32 protein-coding genes are annotated in these 25,713 nt (G+C 39.9%); all 32 read right to left on the reverse strand.

Translation table 11 applies throughout. The features are described from left to right. Nucleotides 1-567: 567 nt before the first annotated feature. Entirely contained in the window at nt 568-1,218 is a 651-nt protein-coding gene (locus CEQ21_RS12370) for an adenylate kinase (RefSeq protein ID WP_185764834.1), read from the reverse strand. 65 nt (nt 1,219-1,283) lie between these two features. Beyond that, on the reverse strand, nt 1,284-2,579 hold the full coding sequence (secY, locus tag CEQ21_RS12375; protein ID WP_185764835.1) for a preprotein translocase subunit SecY: 1,296 nt from the start codon (nt 2,577-2,579) through the stop codon (nt 1,284-1,286). Beyond that, nucleotides 2,579-3,019, reverse strand: coding sequence for a 50S ribosomal protein L15 (rplO, locus tag CEQ21_RS12380; protein ID WP_127742435.1), 441 nt, complete (start codon nt 3,017-3,019; stop codon nt 2,579-2,581). The genes secY and rplO overlap by 1 nt, the downstream gene beginning before the upstream one ends. 32 nt (nt 3,020-3,051) lie before the next feature. Next, nucleotides 3,052-3,234 carry a 50S ribosomal protein L30 gene (rpmD, locus tag CEQ21_RS12385; protein ID WP_127742433.1) on the reverse strand — a complete coding sequence of 61 codons (183 nt, stop codon included), beginning with the start codon at nt 3,232-3,234 and terminating at the stop codon, nt 3,052-3,054. A 13-nt stretch (nt 3,235-3,247) separates the two neighbouring features. After that, nucleotides 3,248-3,754: a 30S ribosomal protein S5 gene (gene rpsE / locus CEQ21_RS12390; RefSeq protein WP_127742431.1), complete on the reverse strand. Its 507-nt coding sequence runs from the start codon at nt 3,752-3,754 to the stop codon at nt 3,248-3,250. Nucleotides 3,755-3,778: 24 nt separating this feature from the next. Then, complete coding sequence (gene rplR / locus CEQ21_RS12395) at nt 3,779-4,141, reverse strand: 50S ribosomal protein L18 (protein WP_127742429.1); 363 nt, start codon at nt 4,139-4,141, stop codon at nt 3,779-3,781. Nucleotides 4,142-4,173: 32 nt separating this feature from the next. Continuing rightward, on the reverse strand, nt 4,174-4,710 hold the full coding sequence (gene rplF / locus CEQ21_RS12400) for a 50S ribosomal protein L6 (protein WP_185764836.1): 537 nt from the start codon (nt 4,708-4,710) through the stop codon (nt 4,174-4,176). A gap of 31 nt (nt 4,711-4,741) precedes the next feature. Further along, nucleotides 4,742-5,140 carry a 30S ribosomal protein S8 gene (gene rpsH, locus CEQ21_RS12405; protein WP_127742425.1) on the reverse strand — a complete coding sequence of 133 codons (399 nt, stop codon included), beginning with the start codon at nt 5,138-5,140 and terminating at the stop codon, nt 4,742-4,744. Nucleotides 5,141-5,169: 29 nt separating this feature from the next. Next, nucleotides 5,170-5,355 carry a 30S ribosomal protein S14 gene (gene rpsN / locus CEQ21_RS12410; RefSeq protein ID WP_009499044.1) on the reverse strand — a complete coding sequence of 62 codons (186 nt, stop codon included), beginning with the start codon at nt 5,353-5,355 and terminating at the stop codon, nt 5,170-5,172. A 25-nt stretch (nt 5,356-5,380) separates the two neighbouring features. Further along, nucleotides 5,381-5,920 (reverse strand): 50S ribosomal protein L5, encoded by a 540-nt coding sequence (rplE, locus tag CEQ21_RS12415; RefSeq protein WP_127742423.1) that lies wholly within the window; start codon nt 5,918-5,920, stop codon nt 5,381-5,383. Nucleotides 5,921-5,946: 26 nt separating this feature from the next. Then, entirely contained in the window at nt 5,947-6,258 is a 312-nt protein-coding gene (rplX, locus tag CEQ21_RS12420; protein ID WP_127742421.1) for a 50S ribosomal protein L24, read from the reverse strand. 37 nt (nt 6,259-6,295) lie between these two features. Further along, nucleotides 6,296-6,664 carry a 50S ribosomal protein L14 gene (rplN, locus tag CEQ21_RS12425; protein WP_016204567.1) on the reverse strand — a complete coding sequence of 123 codons (369 nt, stop codon included), beginning with the start codon at nt 6,662-6,664 and terminating at the stop codon, nt 6,296-6,298. Between the two features lie 40 nt (nt 6,665-6,704). Beyond that, on the reverse strand, nt 6,705-6,968 hold the full coding sequence (gene rpsQ, locus CEQ21_RS12430; protein WP_185764837.1) for a 30S ribosomal protein S17: 264 nt from the start codon (nt 6,966-6,968) through the stop codon (nt 6,705-6,707). A 20-nt stretch (nt 6,969-6,988) separates the two neighbouring features. Then, entirely contained in the window at nt 6,989-7,192 is a 204-nt protein-coding gene (gene rpmC, locus CEQ21_RS12435) for a 50S ribosomal protein L29 (RefSeq protein ID WP_003351417.1), read from the reverse strand. Then, on the reverse strand, nt 7,182-7,616 hold the full coding sequence (rplP, locus tag CEQ21_RS12440) for a 50S ribosomal protein L16 (protein ID WP_127742417.1): 435 nt from the start codon (nt 7,614-7,616) through the stop codon (nt 7,182-7,184). Before rplP ends, rpmC begins: the two co-directional genes overlap by 11 nt. 2 nt (nt 7,617-7,618) lie before the next feature. Then, nucleotides 7,619-8,275, reverse strand: a complete 657-nt coding sequence (gene rpsC / locus CEQ21_RS12445; RefSeq protein WP_127742415.1) for a 30S ribosomal protein S3 — start codon at nt 8,273-8,275, stop codon at nt 7,619-7,621. Nucleotides 8,276-8,278: 3 nt separating this feature from the next. Then, on the reverse strand, nt 8,279-8,620 hold the full coding sequence (gene rplV, locus CEQ21_RS12450) for a 50S ribosomal protein L22 (protein ID WP_127742413.1): 342 nt from the start codon (nt 8,618-8,620) through the stop codon (nt 8,279-8,281). Between the two features lie 18 nt (nt 8,621-8,638). Further along, nucleotides 8,639-8,917: a 30S ribosomal protein S19 gene (rpsS, locus tag CEQ21_RS12455; RefSeq protein WP_127742411.1), complete on the reverse strand. Its 279-nt coding sequence runs from the start codon at nt 8,915-8,917 to the stop codon at nt 8,639-8,641. A 60-nt stretch (nt 8,918-8,977) separates the two neighbouring features. Further along, nucleotides 8,978-9,808 carry a 50S ribosomal protein L2 gene (gene rplB, locus CEQ21_RS12460; RefSeq protein WP_127742408.1) on the reverse strand — a complete coding sequence of 277 codons (831 nt, stop codon included), beginning with the start codon at nt 9,806-9,808 and terminating at the stop codon, nt 8,978-8,980. A gap of 29 nt (nt 9,809-9,837) precedes the next feature. Continuing rightward, nucleotides 9,838-10,122, reverse strand: coding sequence for a 50S ribosomal protein L23 (gene rplW / locus CEQ21_RS12465; RefSeq protein WP_127742406.1), 285 nt, complete (start codon nt 10,120-10,122; stop codon nt 9,838-9,840). Beyond that, nucleotides 10,122-10,745 (reverse strand): 50S ribosomal protein L4, encoded by a 624-nt coding sequence (rplD, locus tag CEQ21_RS12470; protein WP_127742403.1) that lies wholly within the window; start codon nt 10,743-10,745, stop codon nt 10,122-10,124. The genes rplW and rplD overlap by 1 nt, the downstream gene beginning before the upstream one ends. A gap of 28 nt (nt 10,746-10,773) precedes the next feature. After that, nucleotides 10,774-11,400, reverse strand: a complete 627-nt coding sequence (rplC, locus tag CEQ21_RS12475; RefSeq protein ID WP_127742401.1) for a 50S ribosomal protein L3 — start codon at nt 11,398-11,400, stop codon at nt 10,774-10,776. Nucleotides 11,401-11,438: 38 nt separating this feature from the next. After that, a complete protein-coding gene (gene rpsJ / locus CEQ21_RS12480; RefSeq protein ID WP_009336571.1) occupies nt 11,439-11,747 on the reverse strand; it encodes a 30S ribosomal protein S10 in 309 nt (102 codons plus the stop codon). Nucleotides 11,748-12,137: 390 nt separating this feature from the next. Further along, nucleotides 12,138-13,325 carry an elongation factor Tu gene (gene tuf / locus CEQ21_RS12485; protein WP_127742399.1) on the reverse strand — a complete coding sequence of 396 codons (1,188 nt, stop codon included), beginning with the start codon at nt 13,323-13,325 and terminating at the stop codon, nt 12,138-12,140. Between the two features lie 111 nt (nt 13,326-13,436). Next, a complete protein-coding gene (gene fusA, locus CEQ21_RS12490) occupies nt 13,437-15,512 on the reverse strand; it encodes an elongation factor G (RefSeq protein ID WP_185764838.1) in 2,076 nt (691 codons plus the stop codon). A 45-nt stretch (nt 15,513-15,557) separates the two neighbouring features. Next, entirely contained in the window at nt 15,558-16,028 is a 471-nt protein-coding gene (gene rpsG / locus CEQ21_RS12495) for a 30S ribosomal protein S7 (protein ID WP_127742395.1), read from the reverse strand. 41 nt (nt 16,029-16,069) lie between these two features. After that, the gene (gene rpsL / locus CEQ21_RS12500; protein WP_127742393.1) at nt 16,070-16,492 is read right to left on the reverse strand and encodes a 30S ribosomal protein S12; all 423 of its coding nucleotides are present in this window, start codon (nt 16,490-16,492) and stop codon (nt 16,070-16,072) included. Between the two features lie 103 nt (nt 16,493-16,595). Next, the gene (locus CEQ21_RS12505) at nt 16,596-16,844 is read right to left on the reverse strand and encodes a 50S ribosomal protein L7ae-like protein (RefSeq protein WP_185764839.1); all 249 of its coding nucleotides are present in this window, start codon (nt 16,842-16,844) and stop codon (nt 16,596-16,598) included. A gap of 189 nt (nt 16,845-17,033) precedes the next feature. Next, nucleotides 17,034-20,633, reverse strand: coding sequence for a DNA-directed RNA polymerase subunit beta' (rpoC, locus tag CEQ21_RS12510; protein ID WP_185764840.1), 3,600 nt, complete (start codon nt 20,631-20,633; stop codon nt 17,034-17,036). Between the two features lie 120 nt (nt 20,634-20,753). Then, nucleotides 20,754-24,314 (reverse strand): DNA-directed RNA polymerase subunit beta, encoded by a 3,561-nt coding sequence (gene rpoB, locus CEQ21_RS12515; RefSeq protein WP_127742387.1) that lies wholly within the window; start codon nt 24,312-24,314, stop codon nt 20,754-20,756. Nucleotides 24,315-24,559: 245 nt separating this feature from the next. Continuing rightward, nucleotides 24,560-25,165: a class I SAM-dependent methyltransferase gene (locus tag CEQ21_RS12520; RefSeq protein WP_185764841.1), complete on the reverse strand. Its 606-nt coding sequence runs from the start codon at nt 25,163-25,165 to the stop codon at nt 24,560-24,562. Nucleotides 25,166-25,293: 128 nt separating this feature from the next. Further along, nucleotides 25,294-25,656, reverse strand: a complete 363-nt coding sequence (gene rplL, locus CEQ21_RS12525; RefSeq protein ID WP_127742383.1) for a 50S ribosomal protein L7/L12 — start codon at nt 25,654-25,656, stop codon at nt 25,294-25,296. Between the last annotated feature and the right edge of the window lie 57 nt (nt 25,657-25,713).

Below are 25,713 nucleotides of genomic sequence, written 5' to 3' on the forward strand. Positions count from 1 at the left end.
TATAGGAAATATTTCTCGCAAACAGTACGATAGAAACAAATAGCCTGTGCTAACTGCGGCTGTTTCATCGCTTATCGTAATTTCCGCAAAAAAAGAAAGTCAAAGCTTCTTCAAGAGTCTAACCTTATTCTTTGCATCGCATACACAATTGCTTGATGAAATGCCGTTAAGATCTTCGCATTCCGATATTAATTAAAGAGGAATTACCGATAGCGCACACCTGGTCCAATACCTTATGTCCATAATAGAAAGAATAATAGTTACCTTCTTCACTACTAGATAAAAAAGCAATTCAAGCGGAGCTACCATGAAATCCAAAATACTCTGCACCAATTATCTTAAATTGATTATTCTTCTAACTCGCATAAAGATGACAAAGTTCATTTTTATGCTTTACTTGTTACAGATATAACCATAGGAATTATTATACCTTTTGAAAAAAGGAAATGCATCATGTTTAGGAATAAACTCCTTAGCCATTTCATCCCAATTCTTCTATTTGATTCTCTGATTTTAGTCCATGCTAGGACAGATTAGTCTAAGCAAAAGTGTTTTATGAATTAAGGATTACTTTAAAGTAATTAGTAATTCATCCAAATCTGAAAATACTTTCGAAATATCTTGTTGGCCATTGATGTTCTTCAGATAGCCTTTTGACTCATAAAAATCAAGTAATGGCTGAGATTGTTTGATATTAACATCCAAACGGTTTTTAACAGTAGCTTCGTTATCATCTGCACGTTGATATAACTCTCCGCCACAGCGATCACATGTTTCTGGGTTAGCTGGCGGGTTAAATACTAAATGATAAGTAGCCCCACAGCTTTTACAGATACGGCGTCCTGTTAGTCTTTCCATTAATATTTCTTGATCAACTTGAACATTGATCACATAATCAAGTTTTTTTACTAAATCAGACAAAATGGATTCTAAAGCTTCAGCTTGTGGAACAGTACGAGGGAATCCGTCTAGAAGAAAACCCTTTTCACAGTCATCCTTACTAAGTCTTTCGCGAACTATACCAATTGTAACTTCATCAGGTACTAATTCACCTTTATCCATAAATGATTTTGCTTTTAGTCCAAGCTCTGTCTCATCTTTCATTGCAGCACGAAACATATCACCAGTTGAGATATGAGGGATGCCATATTTCTCGACAATCTTCTCGGCTTGTGTACCTTTGCCTGCGCCAGGGAGCCCCATTAAGACTAAATTCATGCGTATTCCCCCCTAAATAAAGTCTTGCACATATAATTCAAGGGACATCAGTCCCCTAAATTAAATTATTTAATAAATCCTTTATAGTGACGTTTAACTAGCTGTGATTCAAGCTGTTTCATTGTTTCCAGTGCAACACCGACAACGATGAGTAAACTAGTTCCACCAATTTGCGCAGATTGCGGCAAGCCAGCAATATTGATAAAGAAAACTGGAAGAATAGCTATGACAGCTAAGAATAATGCTCCAACTAATGTTAAACGGTAAAGAACACGAGTCAAGTATTCTTGCGTACTTTTTCCTGGTCTAATACCTGGAATGTATCCACCTTGCTTCTTCAAGTTCTCAGAAACTTGTTCTGGATTCACTTGAATGAAAGCATAAAAATAAGTGAAAGCAAGAATTAATACTGTATAGATAACCATTCCAATAGGATGCGTATAGTCGAATACTTTTTGTATCCATGTTGTAACAGCATTTTGTTCAAAGAATGATGCGATCGTTCTTGGTGTTACCAGGAATGAAACCGCAAAGATAACTGGGATAACCCCAGCGGAATTCACTTTAAGTGGAAGATGTGTAGATTGTCCTCCAACAGAGCTATTTCCATTCGTCATTCTTTTCGCATATTGGATTGGAATCTTTCTAAGTGCTTGCTGGATGAAGATTACTCCTACAACAAGTGCTATCACTGCAACTACAATAAGAAGCACTGTAGCGATGCGCAAGAATAACTGATCACCAGGATTTTCAAACTGTTGTGCGTAAATTTGGTTTGCTATTGATGGAATACCAGCAGCAATCCCAGCAAAGATGATAATGGATATACCATTACCTACACCTTTTGATGTAATTAGTTCACCTAACCACATTAAGAAGGCAGTTCCAGCTGTTAACACAACAGAGATTACTAAGTAGGAACCAATTCCAGGATTAGTAATCAGAGCACCACCAGCTAGGTTATTAAATCCATATGACATTCCAAAGCCCTGAATGAAGCCTAACACGATAGTGAAGTATCTCGTAAATTGAGTCAATTTACGTCGACCAGCATCACCTTGTTTAGACCATTCAGTGAACTTAGGCACAACATCCATCTGCAGCAAGCTGACAATGATAGATGCAGTAATATATGGCATAATCCCCATAGCGAGTATTGAAAAGTTTTTCAGTGCCCCACCACCGAAAGTATTTAATATTCCGAAGGCACTAAAAGTATCCTGTGCTTGTAAATAATCTGCATTAACATAAGGTACCGGTATGAAAGTACCGATACGGAATATAATCAACATTAATAGGGTGAATATGATTTTACGTCTTATTTCACCCACACGCATAAAATTGGAGATTGTCTGAAACATTAGATCACCTCTGTTTGACCGCCGGCAGCTTCAATAGCTTCCTTTGCAGCAGAGGAGAATTTATGTGCTTTAACAGTAAGCTTTTTCTCTACTTTGCCTTTTGCAAGAATTTTAATTCCTGCTCTTTCGTTGCTCACAACACCAGTTTCGATAAGAAGTTCTGGAGTTACTTCCGTTCCGTCTTCGAAGCGGTTTAGAGCGTCAAGGTTAACAATTGCATATTCTTTACGGTTGATGTTTGTAAAACCACGTTTTGGTAAACGACGGAATAAAGGAGTTTGACCACCTTCAAATCCAGGTCTTACACCCCCACCGGAACGTGCATTTTGACCTTTATGACCTTTACCAGCAGTCTTACCAGTACCAGAACCGATACCACGACCTAAACGCTTGCGTTCTTTACGAGAACCTTCTGCAGGTTTTAATTCATGAAGTTTCATATTGGCACCTCCTTATTGAAGAAGAATGATTTTTAGTTTTCTTTAACAGATACTAAATGTGATACTTTAGTGATCATGCCGCGGATAGCAGCATTATCGTTTTGTTCTACTGTTTGGTTTACTTTACGTAGACCTAATGCTTTAACTGTTTCGCGTTGGTCTTGAGGACGACCAATTACGCTTTTAGTGAGGGTAATTTCCAGTTTGTTTGCCATCTAATTTCCCTCCTTATCCTAACAGTTCTTCTACTGATTTACCACGTAACTTCGCTACGTCTTCAGCACGTTTTAATTGTTTTAAACCGTCTAAAGTTGCACGAACCATGTTAATTGGTGTGTTTGTTCCTAAAGATTTAGATAGGATATCAGCAACACCAGCTAACTCAAGCACTGCACGCACTGGGCCACCAGCGATAACTCCAGTACCTTCAGAAGCAGGTTTTAGCAAGATTTCACCAGCACCGAAGTGTCCGATAATTTCGTGTGGGATTGTTGTACCAACCATAGGTACTGCCACAAGATTTTTCTTCGCATCTTCAACTGCTTTACGGATTGCATCTGGTACCTCTTGAGCTTTACCAGTACCAAAACCAACATTGCCATTTTTATCTCCAACAACTACAAGTGCAGAGAAACGGAAACGACGTCCACCTTTAACAACTTTCGCTACACGGTTGATAGTAACAACGCGTTCTTCAAGTTCAAGTTTGTTTGGATCAATACTACGACTACGCATCTATTTTTGTCCCTCCTTTGACTATTAAAATTCTAAGCCGTTCTCACGAGCAGCATCAGCTAAAGCTTTAACGCGACCATGATATAAATATCCACCGCGGTCAAAAACTACTGATTTAACGCCTTTTTCTACAGCACGTTTTGCAACTGCCTCACCGATCTTAACAGCAGCATCAACATTACTAGCAGATTCTAAGTTAAGCTCTTTATCTAAAGTAGACGCACTAGCGATTGTTACACCATTAACATCATCAATAAGTTGAGCGTAAATGTGTTTGTTTGAACGGAACACATTTAAACGAGGACGAGCTTGAGTACCGCTTAATTTAGAACGCACACGTGCGTGTCTTTTTTTACGGGTTACATTCTTGTCAGCCTTCGTAATCATTCAGGTCACTCCTTTCATTTGCCTATATGGCATTACTTACCTGTTTTACCTTCTTTTCTACGTACGAATTCGCCTTCATAACGAATACCTTTACCTTTGTAAGGCTCTGGTGGACGAACGTCACGGATGTTAGCAGCAAGTGCTCCAACGCGCTCTTTGTTAGTTCCTTTAACAATAACTTTAGTAGCAGAAGGAACTTCAATTTCAATTCCTGCTTCTGGTTCGATCTCAACTGGATGAGAGTAACCTACGTTAAGAACAAGTTTGCTTCCTTGTTTTTGCGCACGGTAACCTACACCGATAAGTTCAAGACCTCTTTCAAAACCTTTAGAAACACCTTCGACCATGTTAGCTAACAAAGCGCGAGTTGTTCCGTGCAATGCACGATGTTCCTTCGCATCAGAAGGACGAGTTACGTTAATTACGTTCTCTTCAACGTTAATTGCGATATCAGAGTTAAAAGTACGAGTTAATTCGCCTTTAGGACCTTTAACCGTTACAGTACTGTTATCAATAGTAACTGTAACGCCTGCTGGTACTTCGACTGGTTTTTTACCTACACGAGACATTTAGTTGCACCTCCATTCATTTAAACCTTTATTACCAAACGTATGCTAAAACTTCTCCGCCAACTTGTTTAGCGCGAGCTTCTTTATCAGTAATTACTCCTTGAGAAGTAGAAACTAGTGCGATTCCAAGACCGTTTAGTACACGTGGAACTTCAGTAGCTTTCGCATATACACGAAGACCAGGTTTACTAATACGTTTAAGTCCAGTAATTACACGCTCATTGCTAGAACCGTATTTAAGGAAAATGCGGATGATTCCTTGTTTGTTGTCTTCAATATACTCAACATCACGGATGAAACCTTCACGCTTAAGAATTTCAGCGATTTCTTTTTTCACATTAGAAGCAGGAACCTCTAATTTTTCGTGACGTACCATATTCGCATTACGGATTCTTGTAAGCAAATCTGCAATTGGATCTGTCATAACCATTGTATTAACCTCCTTCCCATAATGGGGTTTTACCAGCTAGCTTTTTTCACACCAGGAATTTGTCCCTTATATGCTAATTCACGGAAACAAATACGGCAAAGCTTAAATTTACGGTACACAGAATGTGGACGACCACAACGTTCGCAGCGTGTATATTCTTGTACTTTATATTTAGGCGTGCGCTTTTGTTTCGCAATCATTGACTTTTTAGCCACATTTACGCCTCCCTCTAATTAAGGATTACTTTTGGAACGGCATTCCAAATTGAGTTAATAATTCACGAGCTTCTTCATCAGTGTTAGCTGTTGTAACGATAACAATATCCATACCTCTAACTTTGTTTACTTTATCGTAATCAACTTCAGGGAAGATCAATTGTTCTTTAACACCTAGAGTGTAGTTACCACGGCCGTCAAAAGATTTCTTAGAAATACCGCGGAAGTCACGAACACGTGGTAGAGAAACAGATACTAGTTTATCAAAAAACTCATACATGCGTTCTCCACGAAGTGTAACTTTCGCTCCGATTGGCATACCTTCACGTAGACGGAAGCCTGCGATAGATTTTTTTGCACGAGTAACAACTGGCTTTTGACCAGAAATTACTGTCAATTCTTCAACTGCAATGTCCAATGCTTTTGCGTTAGCAACTGCTTCACCAACACCCATGTTGATAACAATCTTCTCAAGCTTTGGAACTTGCATTACAGATTTATAATTGAACTTGCTCATAAGAGCAGGTACAGTTTCTTTTGTGTACTTTTCTTTTAGGCGGTTCATCCATAGTACCTCCCTTCTTTTTTAAACTATTTATCTAGAATTTCACCGGATTTTTTCGCTACGCGTACTTTTTTACCGTCAACAGATGTTGAACCTACACGAGTAGGAGTACCTGTTTTAGGATCGATAAGCATAACGTTGGATACATGAATAGCTGCTTCCTGGTCATTGATTCCACCTTGTGGATTCAACTGGGATGGCTTATTGTGTTTCTTAACAATGTTGATTCCTTCAACTAGCACACGGCTTTTTTTAGGGAATGCTGCAAGAACAACACCAGTTTTGCCTTTATCCTTACCAGAGATGACCATTACTTTGTCACCTTTTTTAACATGCATCTTTTCGCACCTCCTTAAAGGCAATTGTATTTATGATTTATAGTACTTCTGGAGCTAATGATACAATCTTCATGAAGTTGTTATCGCGTAATTCGCGAGCAACTGGTCCAAAGATACGAGTTCCACGTGGACTCTTATCATCACGGATAATTACACATGCGTTTTCATCGAAACGAATGTAAGTACCGTCTGCGCGGCGTACACCACTCTTAGTTCTTACTACTACTGCTTTTACTACGTCACCTTTTTTAACAACGCCACCTGGTGTTGCTTGTTTCACAGTAACAACGATGATATCACCGATATTTGCAGTTTTGCGGCCAGAGCCACCAAGAACTTTAATAGTTAGTACTTCACGAGCACCAGAGTTGTCAGCAACTTTCAAACGTGATTCTTGTTGAATCATGTGTGTAACCTCCCTTCGGGATGAAGCTTATTCCGAACAATTATATAATAACTGCTTTTTCTACTACTTCTACAAGACGGAAACGTTTTGTAGCTGATAATGGACGTGTTTCCATAATACGTACTACATCGCCAATTTTAGCTGTATTTTGCTCATCGTGAGCTTTATACTTTTTAGAGTATTTCACGCGTTTGCCATATAATGGGTGCTTTTTGTAAGTTTCTACTACAACAGAAACGGTTTTATCCATTTTGTCAGAAACAACACGACCAGTGTAGACTTTGCGTTGATTGCGTTCGCTCATCTTACGAACCTCCTCTCACGTTATCGATTATTGACGCCGATTTCTCTTTCACGAATAACTGTTTTCATGCGAGCAATCGCTTTGCGTACTTCACGAATGCGAGCTGTATTTTCAAGTTGTCCTGTCGCTAATTGAAAGCGAAGGTTGAAAAGCTCTTCTTTTAAAGATTTAACTTTTTGTTCAATTTCTGCAGTGGTAAGGTCACGAATTTCATTAGCTTTCATTAGTTTCACCACCAATTTCTTCACGTTTTACAAACTTACATTTAACTGGAAGTTTGTGTGATGCAAGGCGAAGTGCCTCACGAGCGATCTCTTCAGAAACACCAGCAATTTCGAACATAATTTTTCCAGGCTTAACAACTGCTACCCAACCTTCTGGAGCACCCTTACCGGAACCCATGCGGACTTCTAGAGGCTTTGCAGTGTAAGGCTTATGTGGGAAAATTTTGATCCAAACTTTACCGCCACGTTTCATGTAACGAGTCATCGCGATACGAGCAGATTCAATTTGACGGTTAGTAATCCAAGATGCTTCTAAAGATTGCAAACCATATTCACCGAAAGTTACTTCTGTGCCGCCTTTTGCTTGACCGCGCATTTTTCCACGGTGTACACGACGGTATTTAACACGTTTAGGTAGTAACATTATTATTTGCCTCCTTCCTCAGTTTTCTTCTTCGTTGGAAGGATCTCTCCACGATAGATCCAAACTTTAACGCCTAATTTACCATAAGTAGTATCTGCTTCAGCTGTAGCGTAGTCGATGTCAGCACGTAGAGTGTGCAAAGGAACAGTTCCTTCACTATATGACTCAGAACGAGCGATATCTGCACCGCCAAGACGACCTGATACCATTGTTTTAATACCTTTAGCACCCGCACGCATTGAACGTTGGATAGCTTGTTTTTGAGCACGACGGAAAGATACACGGTTTTCTAATTGACGAGCAATGTTCTCAGCAACAAGTTTTGCATCCATGTCCGCTCTTTTAATTTCAAGAATATTGATGTGTACACGTTTGCCAGTAAGTGAGTTAAGAGCTTTACGTAAAGCTTCTACCTCTGTACCACCTTTACCAATAACCATTCCTGGTTTAGCAGTGTGAACAGTAACATTCAAACGATTAGCAGCACGTTCGATTTCAACTTTAGAAACAGAAGCGTCATTTAAACGTTTTGTAATGTACTCACGTACTTTAAGGTCTTCGTGTAAAAGATCAGCATAGTCTTTGCCTGCGTACCATTTAGATTCCCAATCACGGATTATCCCGACACGCAAACCGACTGGATTTACTTTTTGACCCACTGATTACCCCTCCTTCTTTTCTGATACAACGATAGTGATGTGGCTAGTACGTTTATTGATCTGACTTGCACGACCCATAGCACGTGGACGGAAACGTTTAAGTGTTGGTCCTTCGTTAACGTATGCTTGTTCAACCACTAAGTTATTGATATCCATTTCGTAGTTATGCTCTGCATTTGCAATAGCAGATTTAAGAACTTTTTCTACGATAGGTGAAGCAGCTTTTGGAGTTAACTTCAAAATTGCTACCGCTTCGCCTACTTGCTTACCTCGAATTAAATCTACGACTAAACGAGCTTTACGAGGAGCAATACGAACTGTATTTGCAACAGCTTTAGCTTGCATATGAATGCCCTCCTCTCATTAACGTCTTGTTTTCTTATCGTCACTTGCATGACCTTTGTAAGTACGGGATGGAGCGAATTCTCCAAGTTTGTGACCTACCATGTCTTCAGTAATGTAGACAGGTACATGCTTACGACCATCATAAACTGCGATTGTTTGACCGATGAATTGTGGGAAGATAGTAGAACGACGAGACCAAGTTTTGATAACTTGTTTCTTATCAGACTCACTTAATTTTTCGATCTTTGATAGTAAATGATCATCAACAAAAGGTCCTTTTTTTAAGCTGCGACCCATGAGTGAACCTCCCTTCGTGATTGTTCTACGGTTCTAGTTATGAACCGTAGTTCAACCCCGTTATTTTTTACGGCTACGTACGATAAATTTATCTGATTTGTTTTTCTTCTTGCGAGTTTTAGCACCAAGAGTTGGTTTACCCCAAGGAGACATTGGTGATTTACGTCCGATTGGAGCGCGTCCTTCACCACCACCGTGTGGATGGTCGTTAGGGTTCATTACAGAACCACGAACTGTTGGGCGTTTGCCTAACCAGCGAGAGCGTCCTGCTTTACCAATTTTAATTAATTCGTGTTGCTCGTTACCTACTTGACCGATCGAAGCACGGCATGTAGCAAGAACTAAACGTACTTCACCAGAATTTAAACGTACAAGTACGTATTTACCTTCTTTACCAAGAACTTGTGCAGAAGTACCTGCAGAACGAACCAGTTGTCCGCCTTTACCTGGTTTTAATTCGATGTTGTGGATAACAGTACCCACTGGAATGTTAACTAGTGGTAGTGCATTACCTGGCTTGATATCAGCCTCAGGTCCTGACATTACTTCTAAGCCAACTTCTAGATTTTTTGGTGCAAGAATGTAGCGTTTTTCACCGTCTACATAGTTGATTAACGCGATGTTAGCAGATCTGTTTGGATCATACTCAATTGTAGCAACGCGTCCTGGAATGCCATCTTTATCGCGTTTGAAATCGATGATACGATATTGACGCTTATGACCTCCACCTTGATGACGAACAGTTAACTTACCTTGGTTATTACGGCCGCCTTTTCTGTGTAAAGGAGCAAGCAATGATTTTTCTGGAGTACTTGTAGTGATTTCACTAAAGTCAGAAGATGTCATGTTGCGTCGACCATTAGAGGTAGGTTTGTATTTTTTAATCGCCATTTGTGTTCCCTCCTCTTCTCAGTTATATATTAAGCTTCGAAAAATTCGATTTCTTTGCTGTTAGCTGTTAGCTTAACAATTGCCTTACGACGTTTGTTAGTGTAGCCTCCGAAACGGCCCATACGCTTGAACTTACCTTTGTAGTTCATAATGTTAACTTTCTCAACTTCAACGCCGAAAATTTCTTCTACAGCATCTTTAACTTGAGTTTTGTTAGCTCTAACATCAACTTCAAACGTATATTTTTTCTCAGCCATTAAGTCAGTAGAACGTTCAGTGATAACGGGGCGCTTAATAGTATCGCGTGCATCCATTATGCAAGCACCTCCTCTACTTTTTCAACTGCTGCTTTCGTCATGATTAATTTATCATGATTTAATACATCTAATACTGTAACATCAGAAGCAGAAACGACAGTAATTCCAGGAATGTTACGAGCAGATAATGCTACGTTCTCATCTAGGTCAGCTGTAACGATAAGTGCTTTCTTCTCTACAGATAGATTACCTAAAACAGTTTTGAATTCTTTAGTTTTTGGTGCATCGAAAGCTAGGCTTTGCAATACTAAAATGCTTTCTTCTAATACTTTAGTAGAAAGTGCAGATTTGATTGCAAGTCTGCGTACCTTTTTAGGTAATTTGTAGCTGTAGCTACGTGGAACTGGTCCAAACACTGTTCCACCACCACGCCATTGTGGAGATCTGATAGAACCTTGACGTGCACGTCCTGTACCTTTTTGGCGCCATGGCTTACGGCCACCACCAGCAACCTCAGAACGAATTTTAGTTTTATGAGTACCTTGACGTAAAGAAGCTCTTTGCATAACAACTGCTTCAAATAGAACGCTGTTGTTAGGCTCGATACCGAATACAGAATCCTTTAATTCGATATCTCCAGCTTGAGTACCGTCTTGGTTGAATAATGCAACTTTAGGCATTCTTGTTTCCTCCTTTCCGGTTTACTAATTATGCTTTAACCGCACTTTTTACTTTTAATAGAGCTTTTTTAGCTCCAGGAACATTACCTTTGATCAATAGAAGGTTACGCTCAACATCAACCTTAACGATTTCAAGGTTTTGAACAGTTACTTGTTCTCCGCCCATACGTCCTGGTAATGCTTTACCTTTGAATACACGGTTTGGAGCTACTGGGCCCATTGAACCTGGACGACGGTGGTAGCGAGACCCGTGAGACATTGGTCCGCGAGATTGTCCATGGCGTTTAATTGAACCTTGGAAACCTTTACCTTTAGATATTCCTGTTACATCTACGATGTCGCCTTCAGCGAAAACATCAACTTTGACTTCTTGACCAACTTCGTACTCTGCTAAGCTAACTTCTCGCAATTCACGAACGAAGCGCTTAGGAGCAGTGTTTGCTTTAGCAACGTGCCCTTTTTCAGGTTTGTTAGACAACTTTTCACGTTTATCTTCGAAACCGATTTGAACAGCTTCATAGCCGTCAGTTTCAATAGATTTCTTTTGAAGTACAACGTTTTGAGCAGCTTCAACTACTGTTACCGGGATAAGATCGCCGTTTTCAGCAAAAACTTGAGTCATACCAATTTTTCTTCCTAAGATTCCTTTGGTCATTTCAGTCACACCTCCTGGTAGTTATATATTTATTTAAATTATAGTTTGATTTCGATATCTACACCTGATGGTAAATCCAAACGCATTAATGAATCTACAGTTTGTGGTGTTGGGTTAACGATGTCGATTAGACGTTTATGCGTACGCATTTCAAATTGCTCACGAGAATCTTTATATTTATGAACCGCACGTAGGATTGTGTAGATAGACTTTTCAGTTGGTAACGGAATAGGTCCAGATACAGCAGCACCAGAGCGTTTAGCAGTTTCAACAATTTTCTCAGCAGATTGATCAAGAATTCTGTGATCATACGCTTTTAAACGAATACGAATTTTTTGTTTTGCCATTATTTTCCCTCCTTTTCGCCTATTTTAGAATAGACAGTTCTCCGCAAAAATTTCCCACACACTCGCCATGGCAAAGCGGCCGGGTGTGTCAGCAACCTTCTGCTTCATCGCAGTCAAAGACCAACATTGTCTATTATACATAAACATTGTAAGAAAAGCAATACCTAAATTATTTTTCTTTATACGTTTTGTACACTTTGATTATTATACAGCGACAATCAATATTTTTCAACCCATTAATGAATAGTTGTAAAATTACAATCTATTCCAAACTAATCAGCATTAAATAATAATCATCGAAATTAAAACATATATATAGAAGGAAATAGAAATTACTTGTTTTTCACATAAAAACAGACCGGGATAAACCGGCCTGTTTATTAAGTAATATTATTCAACGATTGTAGCAACTACGCCAGCGCCTACAGTACGTCCACCCTCACGGATAGAGAATTTAGTACCTTCTTCGATAGCGATAGAAGAAATCAATTCAACATCCATTTCGATGTTGTCGCCAGGCATAACCATTTCTACACCTTCAGGAAGGTTGCAGATACCAGTTACGTCAGTTGTACGGAAGTAGAACTGTGGGCGGTAGTTTGTGAAGAATGGAGTATGACGTCCACCTTCTTCTTTAGACAAAACGTAAACTTCAGCTTTGAATTTTACGTGTGGAGTAATTGTGCCTGGTTTAGCCAATACTTGACCACGTTGGATATCTTCACGAGCAACCCCACGAAGAAGTGCACCAATGTTGTCACCAGCTTCAGCATAGTCAAGCAATTTACGGAACATTTCAACACCAGTTACAGTAGTTGATTTTTTCTCTTCAGCAAGACCGATAATGTCGATAACGTCTCCGACTTTAACTTGTCCACGCTCAACACGTCCAGTAGCAACTGTACCACGACCTGTGATAGAGAACACGTCCTCTACAGGCATCATGAATGGTTTTTCAGTGTCACGAGCTGGAGTTGGGATGTACTCATCAACAGCAGCCATAAGCTCGTTGATTTTTTCTTCCCATTCTGCTTCGCCTTCAAGTGCTTTAAGAGCAGAACCTTTGATAACTGGAATGTCATCACCAGGGAACTCATACTCAGAAAGAAGATCGCGAACTTCCATTTCAACTAGTTCAAGAAGCTCTTCGTCATCAACCATATCACATTTGTTCAAGAATACAACTAGGTGAGGTACACCAACCTGGCGAGACAATAGGATGTGCTCACGAGTTTGTGGCATTGGACCATCAGTTGCAGAAACAACTAGGATACCGCCATCCATTTGAGCAGCTCCAGTGATCATGTTTTTAACATAGTCAGCATGTCCTGGGCAGTCTACGTGCGCATAGTGACGAGTAGCTGTTTCGTACTCAACGTGTGCAGTAGAGATTGTGATACCACGCTCGCGCTCTTCAGGAGCAGCGTCGATTTGGTCGTAACCTTTTGCTTCACCGCCACCTGCTTTTGCAAGTACAGTAGTGATAGCAGCTGTTAGAGTTGTTTTACCATGGTCAACGTGACCAATAGTTCCGATATTTACATGGGGCTTTGAACGATCGTATTTAGCTTTTGCCATTAGGAAAATCCTCCTTTGATTTGTAAAAATTAAGTATTGAGCTGTGACGTTATATCACAGCTTTATTGCTTACATAGTAGTTATACTTCATTAAAAGAGTAAAATCAATTATTACCCTTTATTTTTTTTGATGATCTCTTCAGAGATTGATTTTGGTACTTCTTCGTAGTGATCAAATGTCATTGAGAACACACCACGACCTTGAGTGCTTGAACGTAAAGTTGTAGCATAACCAAACATTTCTGATAGAGGTACCATTGCACGAACAACTTGTGCGTTACCACGAGCTTCCATACCTTCTACACGGCCACGGCGAGAAGTAATGTTACCCATGATATCACCCATGTATTCTTCTGGAATGATAACTTCTACTTTCATTACTGGCTCAAGGATTACAGGGTTACATTTTGAAGCAGCATTTTTAAGTGCCATAGAAGCGGCAATTTTAAACGCCATTTCAGATGAGTCAACATCATGGTATGAACCATCAAATAATTTAGCTTTAATGTCTACCAATGGGTATCCTGCAAGAACTCCTCTTTCCAATGCATCTTCAAGACCTGCTTGAACTGGAGCGATATATTCACGTGGAACAACCCCACCAACTACAGCATTTTCAAATTCGAAGCCTTTACCTTCTTCGTTCGGAGCGAATTCGATCCAAACGTGTCCGTATTGTCCGCGTCCACCAGACTGACGTGAGAACTTACCTTCAACTGCAGCAGATGAACGGAATGTTTCACGGTAAGCAACCTGAGGTGCACCAACATTAGCTTCTACCTTGAATTCACGACGCATACGGTCTACTAAAATGTCCAAGTGAAGCTCACCCATACCAGCAATGATTACTTGTCCAGTTTCCTGGTTAGTATGTGCACGGAATGTAGGATCTTCTTCTTGTAATTTTTGTAGTGCAGTTGTCATTTTATCTTGGTCAGCTTTTGATTTTGGTTCAATTGATAATTCAATAACTGGCTCTGGGAATTCCATAGACTCTAGAATAACTAGGTTTTTGTCATCACATAGAGTATCTCCAGTTGTTGTATCTTTTAAACCAACAGCAGCAGCGATGTCACCAGCATGTACTTCTGTAATCTCTTCACGGCTGTTAGCATGCATTTGCAGGATACGTCCTACACGCTCACGCTTACCTTTAGTCGAGTTTTGTACGTATGAACCAGAGTTCAAAGTACCAGAGTATACGCGGAAGAAAGTTAATTTACCAACATAAGGGTCAGTCATAACTTTAAACGCTAATGCAGCGAATGGCTGATCATCACTTGATGGTCTTGTTACTTCTTCATCAGTATTAGGAACTGTACCTTTAATAGCTGGTACATCTAATGGTGATGGCAAGTAGTCAATAACTGCATCAAGCATTTTTTGAACACCTTTGTTTTTGAAGGCAGAACCACAAATTACAGGGTAGAATTCAACGTTTACAGTTCCTTTACGGATTCCTGCTTTCAATTCTTCTGTTGTGATTTCTTCTCCACCAAGATATTTTTCCATCAGTTCTTCATCAAGCTCAGCTACTGCTTCAACCAATTTTTCATGGTATTCTTCAGCAAGGTCTTTGTATTCTTCAGGAATTTCTCGGTCTTCGATATCAGTTCCTAGGTCATTACCATAGAACGTTGCCTTCATTTCAACTAGGTCAATGATGCCTTCGAATTGATCTTCAGCACCGATTGGTAGTTGAATTGCATGAGCATTTGCTTGTAGGCGGTCATGCAAAGTTTTTAATGAATAAAGGAAGTCTGCACCAATTTTATCCATTTTGTTAACAAATACAACACGAGGTACACCGTATGTTGTTGCTTGACGCCAAACTGTTTCAGTTTGTGGTTCAACACCAGACTGTGCATCCAATACTGCTACAGCACCATCTAATACACGTAGAGAACGTTCAACTTCAACAGTGAAGTCTACGTGCCCTGGAGTATCGATAATGTTTACACGATTACCTTTCCATTGTGCAGTTGTTGCTGCAGATGTGATCGTGATACCACGTTCTTGTTCTTGCTCCATCCAGTCCATTTGAGATGCACCTTCGTGAGTTTCACCAATTTTGTGGATACGACCAGTATAGTAAAGTACGCGCTCAGTTGTAGTCGTTTTACCGGCATCGATGTGAGCCATGATACCGATATTACGAGTATTTTCTAAGGAGAACTCTCTAGCCATTGGTATTTCTCCTTCCATAAGAAAGTATTTTTAAAATATTTGATCCTACCAGCGGTAATGAGCAAATGCTTTGTTTGCTTCCGCCATTTTGTGTGTATCTTCACGTTTCTTAACTGATGCACCAGTGTTGTTAGCTGCATCTAGAATTTCGTTAGCTAATCTCTCTTCCATCGTTTTTTCTCCACGAAGACGAGCGTAATTAACTAACCAACGAAGACCTAAAGTCGTACGTCTGTCTGGACGAACCTCCACTGGTACTTGATAGTTAGAACCACCAACACGACGAGCTTTAACTTCAAGTACTGGCATGATGTTCTTAAGAGCTTGATCGAATACTTCGATAGCCTCTTGTCCAGAACGTTGTGCAACGATATCAAAAGCTGAGTATAGGATAGCTTGAGATTTACCTCTCTTACCATCTATCATCATTTTGTTAATCAAACGAGATACAAGTTTAGAATTGTATATTGGATCTGGTAATACGTCTCTTTTTGCTACAGGACCTTTACGTGGCATTTGATTTCCTCCTTTCAACCGATTGTTATATTATTAGTTTATTATTTTTTTGCTGGTTTTGGTCTTTTCGTACCGTATTTAGAACGACCTTGCATACGACCGTTAACACCAGCTGTGTCAAGAGCACCACGTACGATATGGTAACGTACCCCTGGTAAATCTTTTACACGTCCTCCACGGATAAGTACAACACTATGTTCTTGTAGGTTGTGACCAATTCCAGGAATGTAAGCTGTAACCTCGATACCGTTAGTCAAACGCACACGAGCATATTTACGCAACGCTGAGTTTGGTTTTTTCGGTGTCATTGTACCAACACGAGTACATACCCCGCGTTTTTGAGGTGAAGATACATCAGTTTGTGATTTTTTGAAGCTGTTATAACCTTTGTTTAACGCAGGAGACTTCGACTTCTCTTGAGCAGATTGACGAGGCTTGCGCACTAATTGGTTAATAGTTGGCATTTATTTTTCCTCCCTTCCATTTATGTTTGAAGTCCACACATCCAGGTGGTTCATATTAGGGCAAAAACAAAGTCTTCATGGCTTATTACCATAAAAACAGTTTTTAAATATTTATCGCAACAGTCGTCGCGCCTACTTCAATTCCACATGACTTGCCAAGCTTTATCATGGAGTCTACGAGTATGACAGGTACATTTGCTTCTTTGGCAGCTTCTATAACTTTCCCAATTAGAATCGGGTCGGCATCTTTAGCTATAATCACTTCCGCAACTTTCCCAGCCTTTAACGCTTTTACCGTTTGCTTTGTTCCTACTACTATTTTTTTGGCCTGTGATACTTTTTCATAAGACATAAAATGATATCCTCCAAAGCAACAGGTGAATAGGAGCACCTTTGATATAGTATCATCTATGAAAATAGATGTCAATTCTTTTCCCAAAAAAATTATAGGTTTATTACAATATACCAAGAGCAGTGCTAAAAACTATGTCAATGTCTTTAGCAACTGCTTATTGGTATCATATTAATTTATCTCAGTAAATTATTCTACTGAAACGGATTCTTCTGTTGTTTCATCCACTGTAATTGGCTCTGCATTACGGTATCTTGGCATACCTGTTCCAGCTGGAACTAGTTTACCAATGATAACATTTTCTTTCAATCCAAGCAGTTCATCACGTTTACCTTTAATAGCAGCATCTGTAAGAACTCTTGTAGTTTCTTGGAATGAAGCTGCAGATAGGAATGAATCAGTTTCAAGAGATGCTTTTGTTATACCTAACAATACTGGTCTACCAGTTGCAGGCAATTTGCCTTCTCTTAAAGCTTTCGCATTTGCATCAGTAAATTGGTGGATATCCAGTAGTGTTCCTGGTAGAACTTCTGTTTCACCAGCATCAACTACACGCACTTTGCGAAGCATTTGGCGCACCATTACTTCAACGTGTTTATCCCCGATTTCAACACCCTGCATACGATAAACCTTTTGCACTTCACGAAGAAGATATTCCTGTACAGCAGTAACGTTCTTCACTTTGATCAATTCTTTTGGATCTATAGAACCCTCAGTCAATTCTTGACCTTGTTCTACTACATCGTCTATCTTAACTTTAAGTCTAGCAGTATAAGGCGCAGTGTAAGTTCTTGTTTCAAGTTCTCCTTGAACCACGATTTCATGCTGACGGTCTCTTCCTTCGTTGATTCCGACAACAACCCCTGCCATTTCTGTAATAACAGCCTGACCTTTAGGGTTACGTGCTTCAAAAATTTCCTGAATACGAGGTAGACCCTGAGTGATATCGTCTCCAGCAACCCCACCTGTATGGAATGTACGCATCGTTAACTGTGTTCCTGGCTCTCCGATTGATTGGGCAGCAATAATACCAACTGCTTCACCAACTTCAACTTCTTGACCAGTAGCAAGGTTACGTCCGTAGCATTTTTTACATACGCCATGGCGAGTGTTACAAGTAAACGCAGAACGAATCCACACTTCTTTAATGTCAGCTTCTACGATTTCAACAGCAAGATCTTCTGTAATAAGTTCGTTTTCTGCTACAATAACTGCTTTTGTTTCTGGGTGTTTAATTGCTCTTCTTGCATAACGTCCAATTAGGCGCTCATCCAATGGCTCAATAATTTCTGTGCCTTCTTTAAGAGCTGCAACAAGCAATCCTCTATCAGTTCCACAGTCATCATCACGTACAATGACATCCTGAGCAACGTCAACAAGACGGCGAGTCAAGTAACCTGAATCGGCTGTTTTTAGTGCTGTATCGGCAAGACCTTTACGAGCACCATGTGTAGAGATGAAGTATTCCAATACTGTTAATCCCTCACGGAAACTTGAGATGATAGGTAACTCGATGATTCTACCAGCCGGGTTGGCCATCAATCCGCGCATACCTGCTAGCTGTGTAAAGTTAGATGCGTTACCACGGGCACCGGAATCACTCATCATGAAGATTGGGTTTCGTATATCCAATGACTTCATCAGTTTCGCTTGGATGACATCCTTAGCAGCACTCCAGATAGAAATTACTCTGTCATAACGCTCTTCTTCCGTGATTAGACCACGTCTGAATTGCTTCATAACATTGTCTACTTTACCTTGTGCTTCATCAATAATTTCTTGTTTTTCTCCAAGAACTACGATATCCGCAACACCAACAGTAATACCTGCTTTTGTTGAGTGTCTAAAGCCAAGATCCTTCATTCTATCAAGCATCTTAGAAGTTTCAGTGATTTTGAATCGCTTGAAGACTTCAGCAATGATATTTCCAAGTATTTTCTTCTTGAATGGCTCAATGATTGGCATAGCTTGAATAGCTGCACGTACATCTGTACCTTGCTCCACAAAGAATCTTTCTGGAGTTTTTTCTTCAAGATTAGATTTTGTTGGTTCGTTAATGTATGGGAAAGATTCAGGAAGAATTTCGTTGAATACTAATTTCCCTACAGTTGTCAAAAGAAGCTGGTTGTTTTGTTCTTCTGTGAATGTTTGGTTATTCAAAGAACTTGCACGCACAGCAACACGAGTATGCAAATGAACATAACCATTTTGGTATGCCAATAATGCTTCGCTCGTATCATTGAAGATCATACCTTCACCAACAGAGTCTTCTCTTTCAAGTGTCAAGTAGTAGTTACCAAGAACCATATCCTGTGACGGCGTAACAACTGGTTTTCCATCCTTAGGGTTCAAGATGTTCTGAGCAGCAAGCATTAGCAATCTAGCTTCAGCTTGTGCTTCGGAAGACAACGGAACATGGACAGCCATTTGGTCACCATCAAAGTCAGCATTATAAGCTGTACAAACAAGTGGATGCAAACGGATAGCGCGACCTTCAACTAGTGTTGGTTCAAACGCTTGGATACCTAGTCTGTGCAAAGTCGGTGCACGGTTAAGCAATACTGGATGCTCTCTGATAACTTCTTCTAAGACGTCCCATACTTCTGGTTGAACTCTTTCAATTTTACGCTTAGCAGATTTAATGTTATGCGCTAAACCTTTTTCAACCAATTCTTTCATAACGAAAGGCTTAAATAGCTCTAACGCCATTTCTCTTGGAAGTCCACATTGATACATTTTCAAGTTTGGTCCAACTACGATAACAGAACGACCTGAGTAGTCAACACGTTTACCAAGTAAGTTTTGACGGAAACGACCTTGTTTCCCTTTAAGCATATGAGAAAGTGATTTAAGCGGTCTGTTCCCTGGACCTGTAACAGGACGGCCACGACGACCATTGTCGATAAGCGCATCTACTGCTTCTTGAAGCATACGCTTTTCGTTTTGCACAATGATACTTGGAGCACCTAAATCCAAAAGTCTTTTCAGACGATTATTACGGTTAATTACACGGCGGTATAAATCATTTAGATCTGATGTCGCAAAACGTCCACCATCCAATTGAACCATTGGTCGCAATTCAGGAGGAATGACAGGAAGAACATCTAAAATCATCCATGAAGGTTCATTCCCAGAACCACGGAATGCTTCAAGAACTTCCAATCTTTTAATTGCACGTGTACGGCGTTGGCCTTGTGCTGTTTTCAATTCTTCTTTTAAACCTTCTACATCTTTGTTCAAATCGATGTCAGAAAGAAGCTTTTTGATTGCCTCAGCACCCATGGATGCCTGGAACTTAACACCATACTTGTCTCGGTATGCACGGTACTCTTTTTCTGATAGAAGCTGTTTCTTTTCAAGTGCAGTATCACCTGGATCAGTTACTACATATGAAGCGAAGTAAATAACTTCTTCTAAAGCACGTGGTGACATATCCAATACAAGACCCATGCGGCTCGGAATGCCTTTGAAGTACCATATGTGAGAAACAGGTGCTGCCAATTCAATATGACCCATACGTTCACGACGCACTTTGGCACGAGTTACTTCTACTCCACAGCGGTCACAAACTACACCTTTATATCTTACACGCTTGTATTTCCCACAATGACATTCCCAGTCTTTTGTAGGACCAAAAATACGCTCACAGAATAAGCCGTCTTTTTCTGGTTTTAAAGTTCTATAGTTAATTGTTTCAGGTTTTTTTACCTCACCAAATGACCATGAACGGATTTTATCTGGCGAAGCTAAACCGATTTTCATGAATTCAAAATTATTTACATCCAACAAGGGTCCTACCTCCCTTTTGATCTTCAGGCTAAGCCCTACATACATTTGCTAAAAAAAGTCTAATCTAGGAAGGCTGACCCTTTTTCACTAGTGTCAGCCTTCCTCCAAAATTACGTCAAGTTACTCTTGCATGCCTACTTTTTCTGATGCAGGCTCTTGTGCATCCGGTGCTATAGTTAGAGATTCAGCTTGTTGAATATCATCATCATCTTCTGTATCTCGCATTTCTATTTCTTCTTCTGTGCTGGAAAGAATTTTAACATCCAATCCTAAGCTTTGAAGCTCCTTCATCAATACGCGGAATGACTCTGGAACACCTGGTTCTGGTACATTTTCACCTTTAACAATTGCTTCATACGTCTTCACACGACCAACAACGTCATCTGATTTAACAGTAAGAATCTCTTGTAAAGTATATGCTGCACCATAAGCCTCAAGTGCCCAAACCTCCATCTCACCGAAACGCTGTCCACCAAATTGAGCTTTACCGCCAAGTGGCTGCTGCGTAACAAGAGAGTAAGGACCAGTTGATCTAGCATGAAGCTTATCATCAACCATGTGAGCAAGTTTAATCATGTACATGACACCAACAGATACCCTGTTATCAAATGGTTCGCCTGAACGTCCATCATAAAGTACTGTTTTAGCATCCTGTGCCATTCCAGCTTCTCTTATTGTTTCCCAAACATCTTCCTCGCGTGCACCATCGAATACTGGAGAAGCTACATGGATATTTAGGCTTCTTGCAGCCATACCCAAGTGAAGCTCAAGCACCTGTCCGATATTCATACGAGAAGGAACGCCTAATGGGTTTAACATGATATCAACAGGTGTACCATCAGGAAGGTAAGGCATATCTTCTTCAGGCAATATGCGGGAGATAACCCCTTTATTACCGTGGCGTCCTGCCATTTTATCGCCTTCATGAATTTTACGTTTTTGTACAATGTAAACACGTACAAGCTGGTTTACACCTGGTGGAAGTTCATCTCCATCTTCACGGTTAAACACTTTAACGTCGTGGACAATTCCGCCGCCGCCATGTGGTACACGAAGACTAGTATCACGAACTTCACGTGCTTTTTCACCAAAGATTGCATGAAGCAGACGCTCTTCTGCTGTAAGCTCTGTTACCCCTTTAGGAGTTACTTTACCAACAAGAAGATCTCCATCTTTAACTTCAGCACCTACACGGATAATACCGCGGTCATCCAAGTTGCGAAGAGCATCTTCCCCAACGTTAGGAATATCACGTGTAATTTCTTCAGGTCCTAGTTTTGTATCACGAGACTCAGATTCATATTCCTCAATATGGATGGAAGTATAAACATCATCTTTTACTAGTCGTTCACTCATGATGATGGCATCCTCATAGTTGTAGCCATCCCAAGTCATGAAGGCAACAAGGACGTTTCTTCCTAGAGCTAATTCTCCCAATTCCATGGAAGGTCCATCAGCAAGGATTTCACCCTTAGTCACTCTATTCCCAACAGCCACGATAGGTCTTTGGTTGTAGCATGTTCCTTGGTTAGAACGAATGAACTTAAGCATTCTGTATTTATCTAAATTGCCTTTAACTTCTTGGCCGTCAATAACAGTAATTCTTCTTACCCAAACTTCACGCGCTTCTACATGTTCAACAATACCTTCGTGTTTACAAATAACAGCTGCACCTGAGTCTTTACCTGATACATATTCCATACCAGTACCAACTCTTGGAGCTTCTGGCTGCATCAAAGGTACAGCTTGACGTTGCATGTTCGCTCCCATTAGGGCACGGTTCGAGTCATCGTTTTCCAAGAATGGAATACATGCTGTCGCAGCAGACACAACTTGCTTTGGAGATACATCCATATAGTCAATGCGATCGCGCTTAACAACAGTGTTTTCCCCTCTGAAACGTGACACTACTTCTTCATCAAGGAATGATCCGTCATCACCAAGACGAGAGTTCGCCTGTGCAACAACATAGTTATCTTCCTCATCAGCAGTCAAGTAATCGATATGATTCGTTACTTGGCCTGTTTCTGCATCAACACGTCTGTAAGGTGTTTCAATGAAACCAAAACGGTTCACTTTAGCAAATGAAGACAAGGAGTTAATCAAACCAATGTTTGGTCCCTCTGGAGTCTCGATTGGACACATACGCCCATAGTGAGAATAGTGAACGTCGCGCACTTCAAATCCAGCACGTTCACGAGTCAAACCACCAGGTCCTAATGCAGACAAACGACGTTTGTGTGTCAATTCAGCAAGTGGATTCGTTTGGTCCATGAACTGAGAAAGCTGTGAGCTTCCGAAGAACTCTTTAATGGATGCAATAACAGGTCTGATGTTAATCAGTTGCTGTGGAGTGATCGTGTTTGTATCCTGGATGGACATTCTTTCACGCACTACACGCTCCATTCTTGATAAACCAATACGGAATTGGTTTTGAAGCAATTCACCAACTGAACGAAGACGTCTGTTACCTAAATGGTCAATATCATCTGTAAGACCTACACCATGAAGTAAGTTAAAGAAATAGCTGATTGAAGAAATAATATCTGCAGGAGAGATGTTTTTAACAGCTTCCTCCACATATGCATTACTTATTACATTAATTTCTTTTTCTCCATCATCGATAGGTGCATAGATTTTAACTGATTGAACTGTTACATCATCTTCTAAAACGCCAGCATAAGGGCTAAGTGTCTTGAAACCGATGTTGTTTTCCAAATTAGGAATAATACGGTCCAATGCACGGCGATCTAAAAGTGTACCCTTCTCAGCAATAATCTCACCAGTTTCAGGGTCTACAAGCGTTTCTGCTAGACGTTGACCGAACAATCTATTTTTAATATGAAGCTTTTTGTTGATTTTATATCTACCTACGTTTGCTAAGTCATATCTTTTAGGATCAAAGAATCTTGATACTAATAGACTTTTAGCATTTTCAACAGTAGGTGGCTCACCAGGACGTAAACGCTCATAGATTTCTAATAGAGCTTTTTCCGTACCTTCAGTATTGTCTTTTTCTAAAGTATTTCTTAAGTATTCATTGTCACCGATTAAATCAAGGATTTCTTGATCGGATCCAAATCCTAGCGCACGCAATAATACAGTAATTGGAAGCTTACGTGTACGGTCAATACGTACATATACAACATCCTTTGCATCCGTTTCATACTCAAGCCAAGCACCACGGTTTGGAATTACTGTAGCTGTAAAACCTTTTTTACCGTTTTTATCTAATTTACCATTATAATAAACACTCGGAGAACGCACTAACTGCGAAACGATAACACGCTCTGCGCCGTTAATAACGAACGTACCAGTCTCTGTCATAAGTGGGAAATCACCCATGAACACATCTTGGTCCTTTACTTCCCCTGTTTCTTTGTTAACAAGACGCACCTTTACACGCAATGGCGCGGAATATGTAACATCTCGCTCTTTTGATTCCTCGACAGAGTACTTTGGTTCACCTAAGCTATAGTCGATAAAATCTAATGATAAGTTGCCAGTAAAATCTTCAATTGGTGAAATATCTTGGAACATTTCACGCAATCCCTCATCTAGAAACCATTGATAGGAAGAGGTTTGGATTTCTATTAGATTTGGTAATTCTAAAACTTCACTAATTCGTGCGTAGCTTCTGCGCTGGCGGTGTCGTCCATACTGAACAAGTTGACCTGTCAACTGATTCACCCCTCAAATCAAACGTTATAGTACATCTATTAACATCTTATAAGCAGCATATAACACTATTTATAAGACAAAAAGAAAAAGGGTTTTCAAAACAAAAAACCGCATTTTTCATATTTCAAGTATTATTTTGTTAGCTTTTCCGAAATCCACCATATTTATACAGTAATTGAATAAAAATTATGGATAAAAGAAAAATAATATATTGGCATTATACAATGCTATCACAACGATTCGGACTAGTCAATCCTTTTTGCTTTTATAATAAAATATCCTTTTTGCTTTTCTACAACTTCCACTTCTTGAAATAATTGCTCTAGCTTTTCTAGAGCAGAAGGTGCACCTTGCTTTTTCTGAATTACAACCCACAACTCTCCATTATGGATAAGATGTTCAAAACTCTGCTCAAAGATATCATGGACTACCTTTTTCCCTGCACGAATTGGCGGGTTTGTTAAGATAGCAGCAAATTTATTCCCTTTCACCTGCAACAATCTGTCACTTTCATAAATTAAAACATTATCTATATGGTTGATTTCCGCATTTTCTTGCGCAAGATTCAATGCTCTTTCATTCACATCAACCATATGTATAGTTCTGCCGTTCCCCTCTTTTGCTAGAGAAAGTCCAATCGGTCCATATCCGCAGCCAACATCAAGTATGTCGCCATCCACTTCCGGATATGAAAATGCTTCTATTAATACGCGCGAACCGAAGTCGACTTCTTTTTTTGAAAAAACACCGTTATCTGTTTTAAAGCGAAACGCGTTTCCTTTCAGAGTGAAATCCCAATGATTTGGATCACTGCTAACATTTTGGGAACGAGAGAAATAATGTTCAGTCATATTTGACCACCTCCATGGAGAAATTTATAGAAGAATAATACCGAGGATATTAACAAAACTCATTTTAACAGTTGTTCATTTCAAGGTCAAAAAAGCCCGCCTATGCAGCGGGCTTTTCCAAACTAACATTACTTAACTTCAACGTTAGCTCCAACTTCTTCAAGTTTAGCTTTGATTTCTTCAGCTTCTTCTTTAGTAGCTCCTTCTTTAACTGCTTTAGGAGTGTTGTCAACAAGTTCTTTCGCTTCTTTAAGACCAAGGCCTGTGATTTCACGAACAACTTTGATAACTTTGATTTTTTGATCTCCAGCAGATGCAAGAACAACATCAAATTCAGTTTGTTCAGCTGCAGCTTCTCCGCCAGCAGCACCAGCAACAGCAACAGGAGCTGCTGCAGTTACACCGAATTCTTCTTCAATAGCTTTAACTAGGTCGTTTAGTTCTAAAACAGTCATGTTTTTAACTGCTTCTAAGATTTGTTCTTTAGACATTATATATTTCCTCCTTGTTTTGTATGTGTTTTATTAGGATACTTGATAGTAGCGTAA

This window comes from Niallia circulans (genome assembly GCF_007273535.1).
Lineage (GTDB): Bacteria > Bacillota > Bacilli > Bacillales > Cytobacillaceae > Niallia > Niallia circulans_B.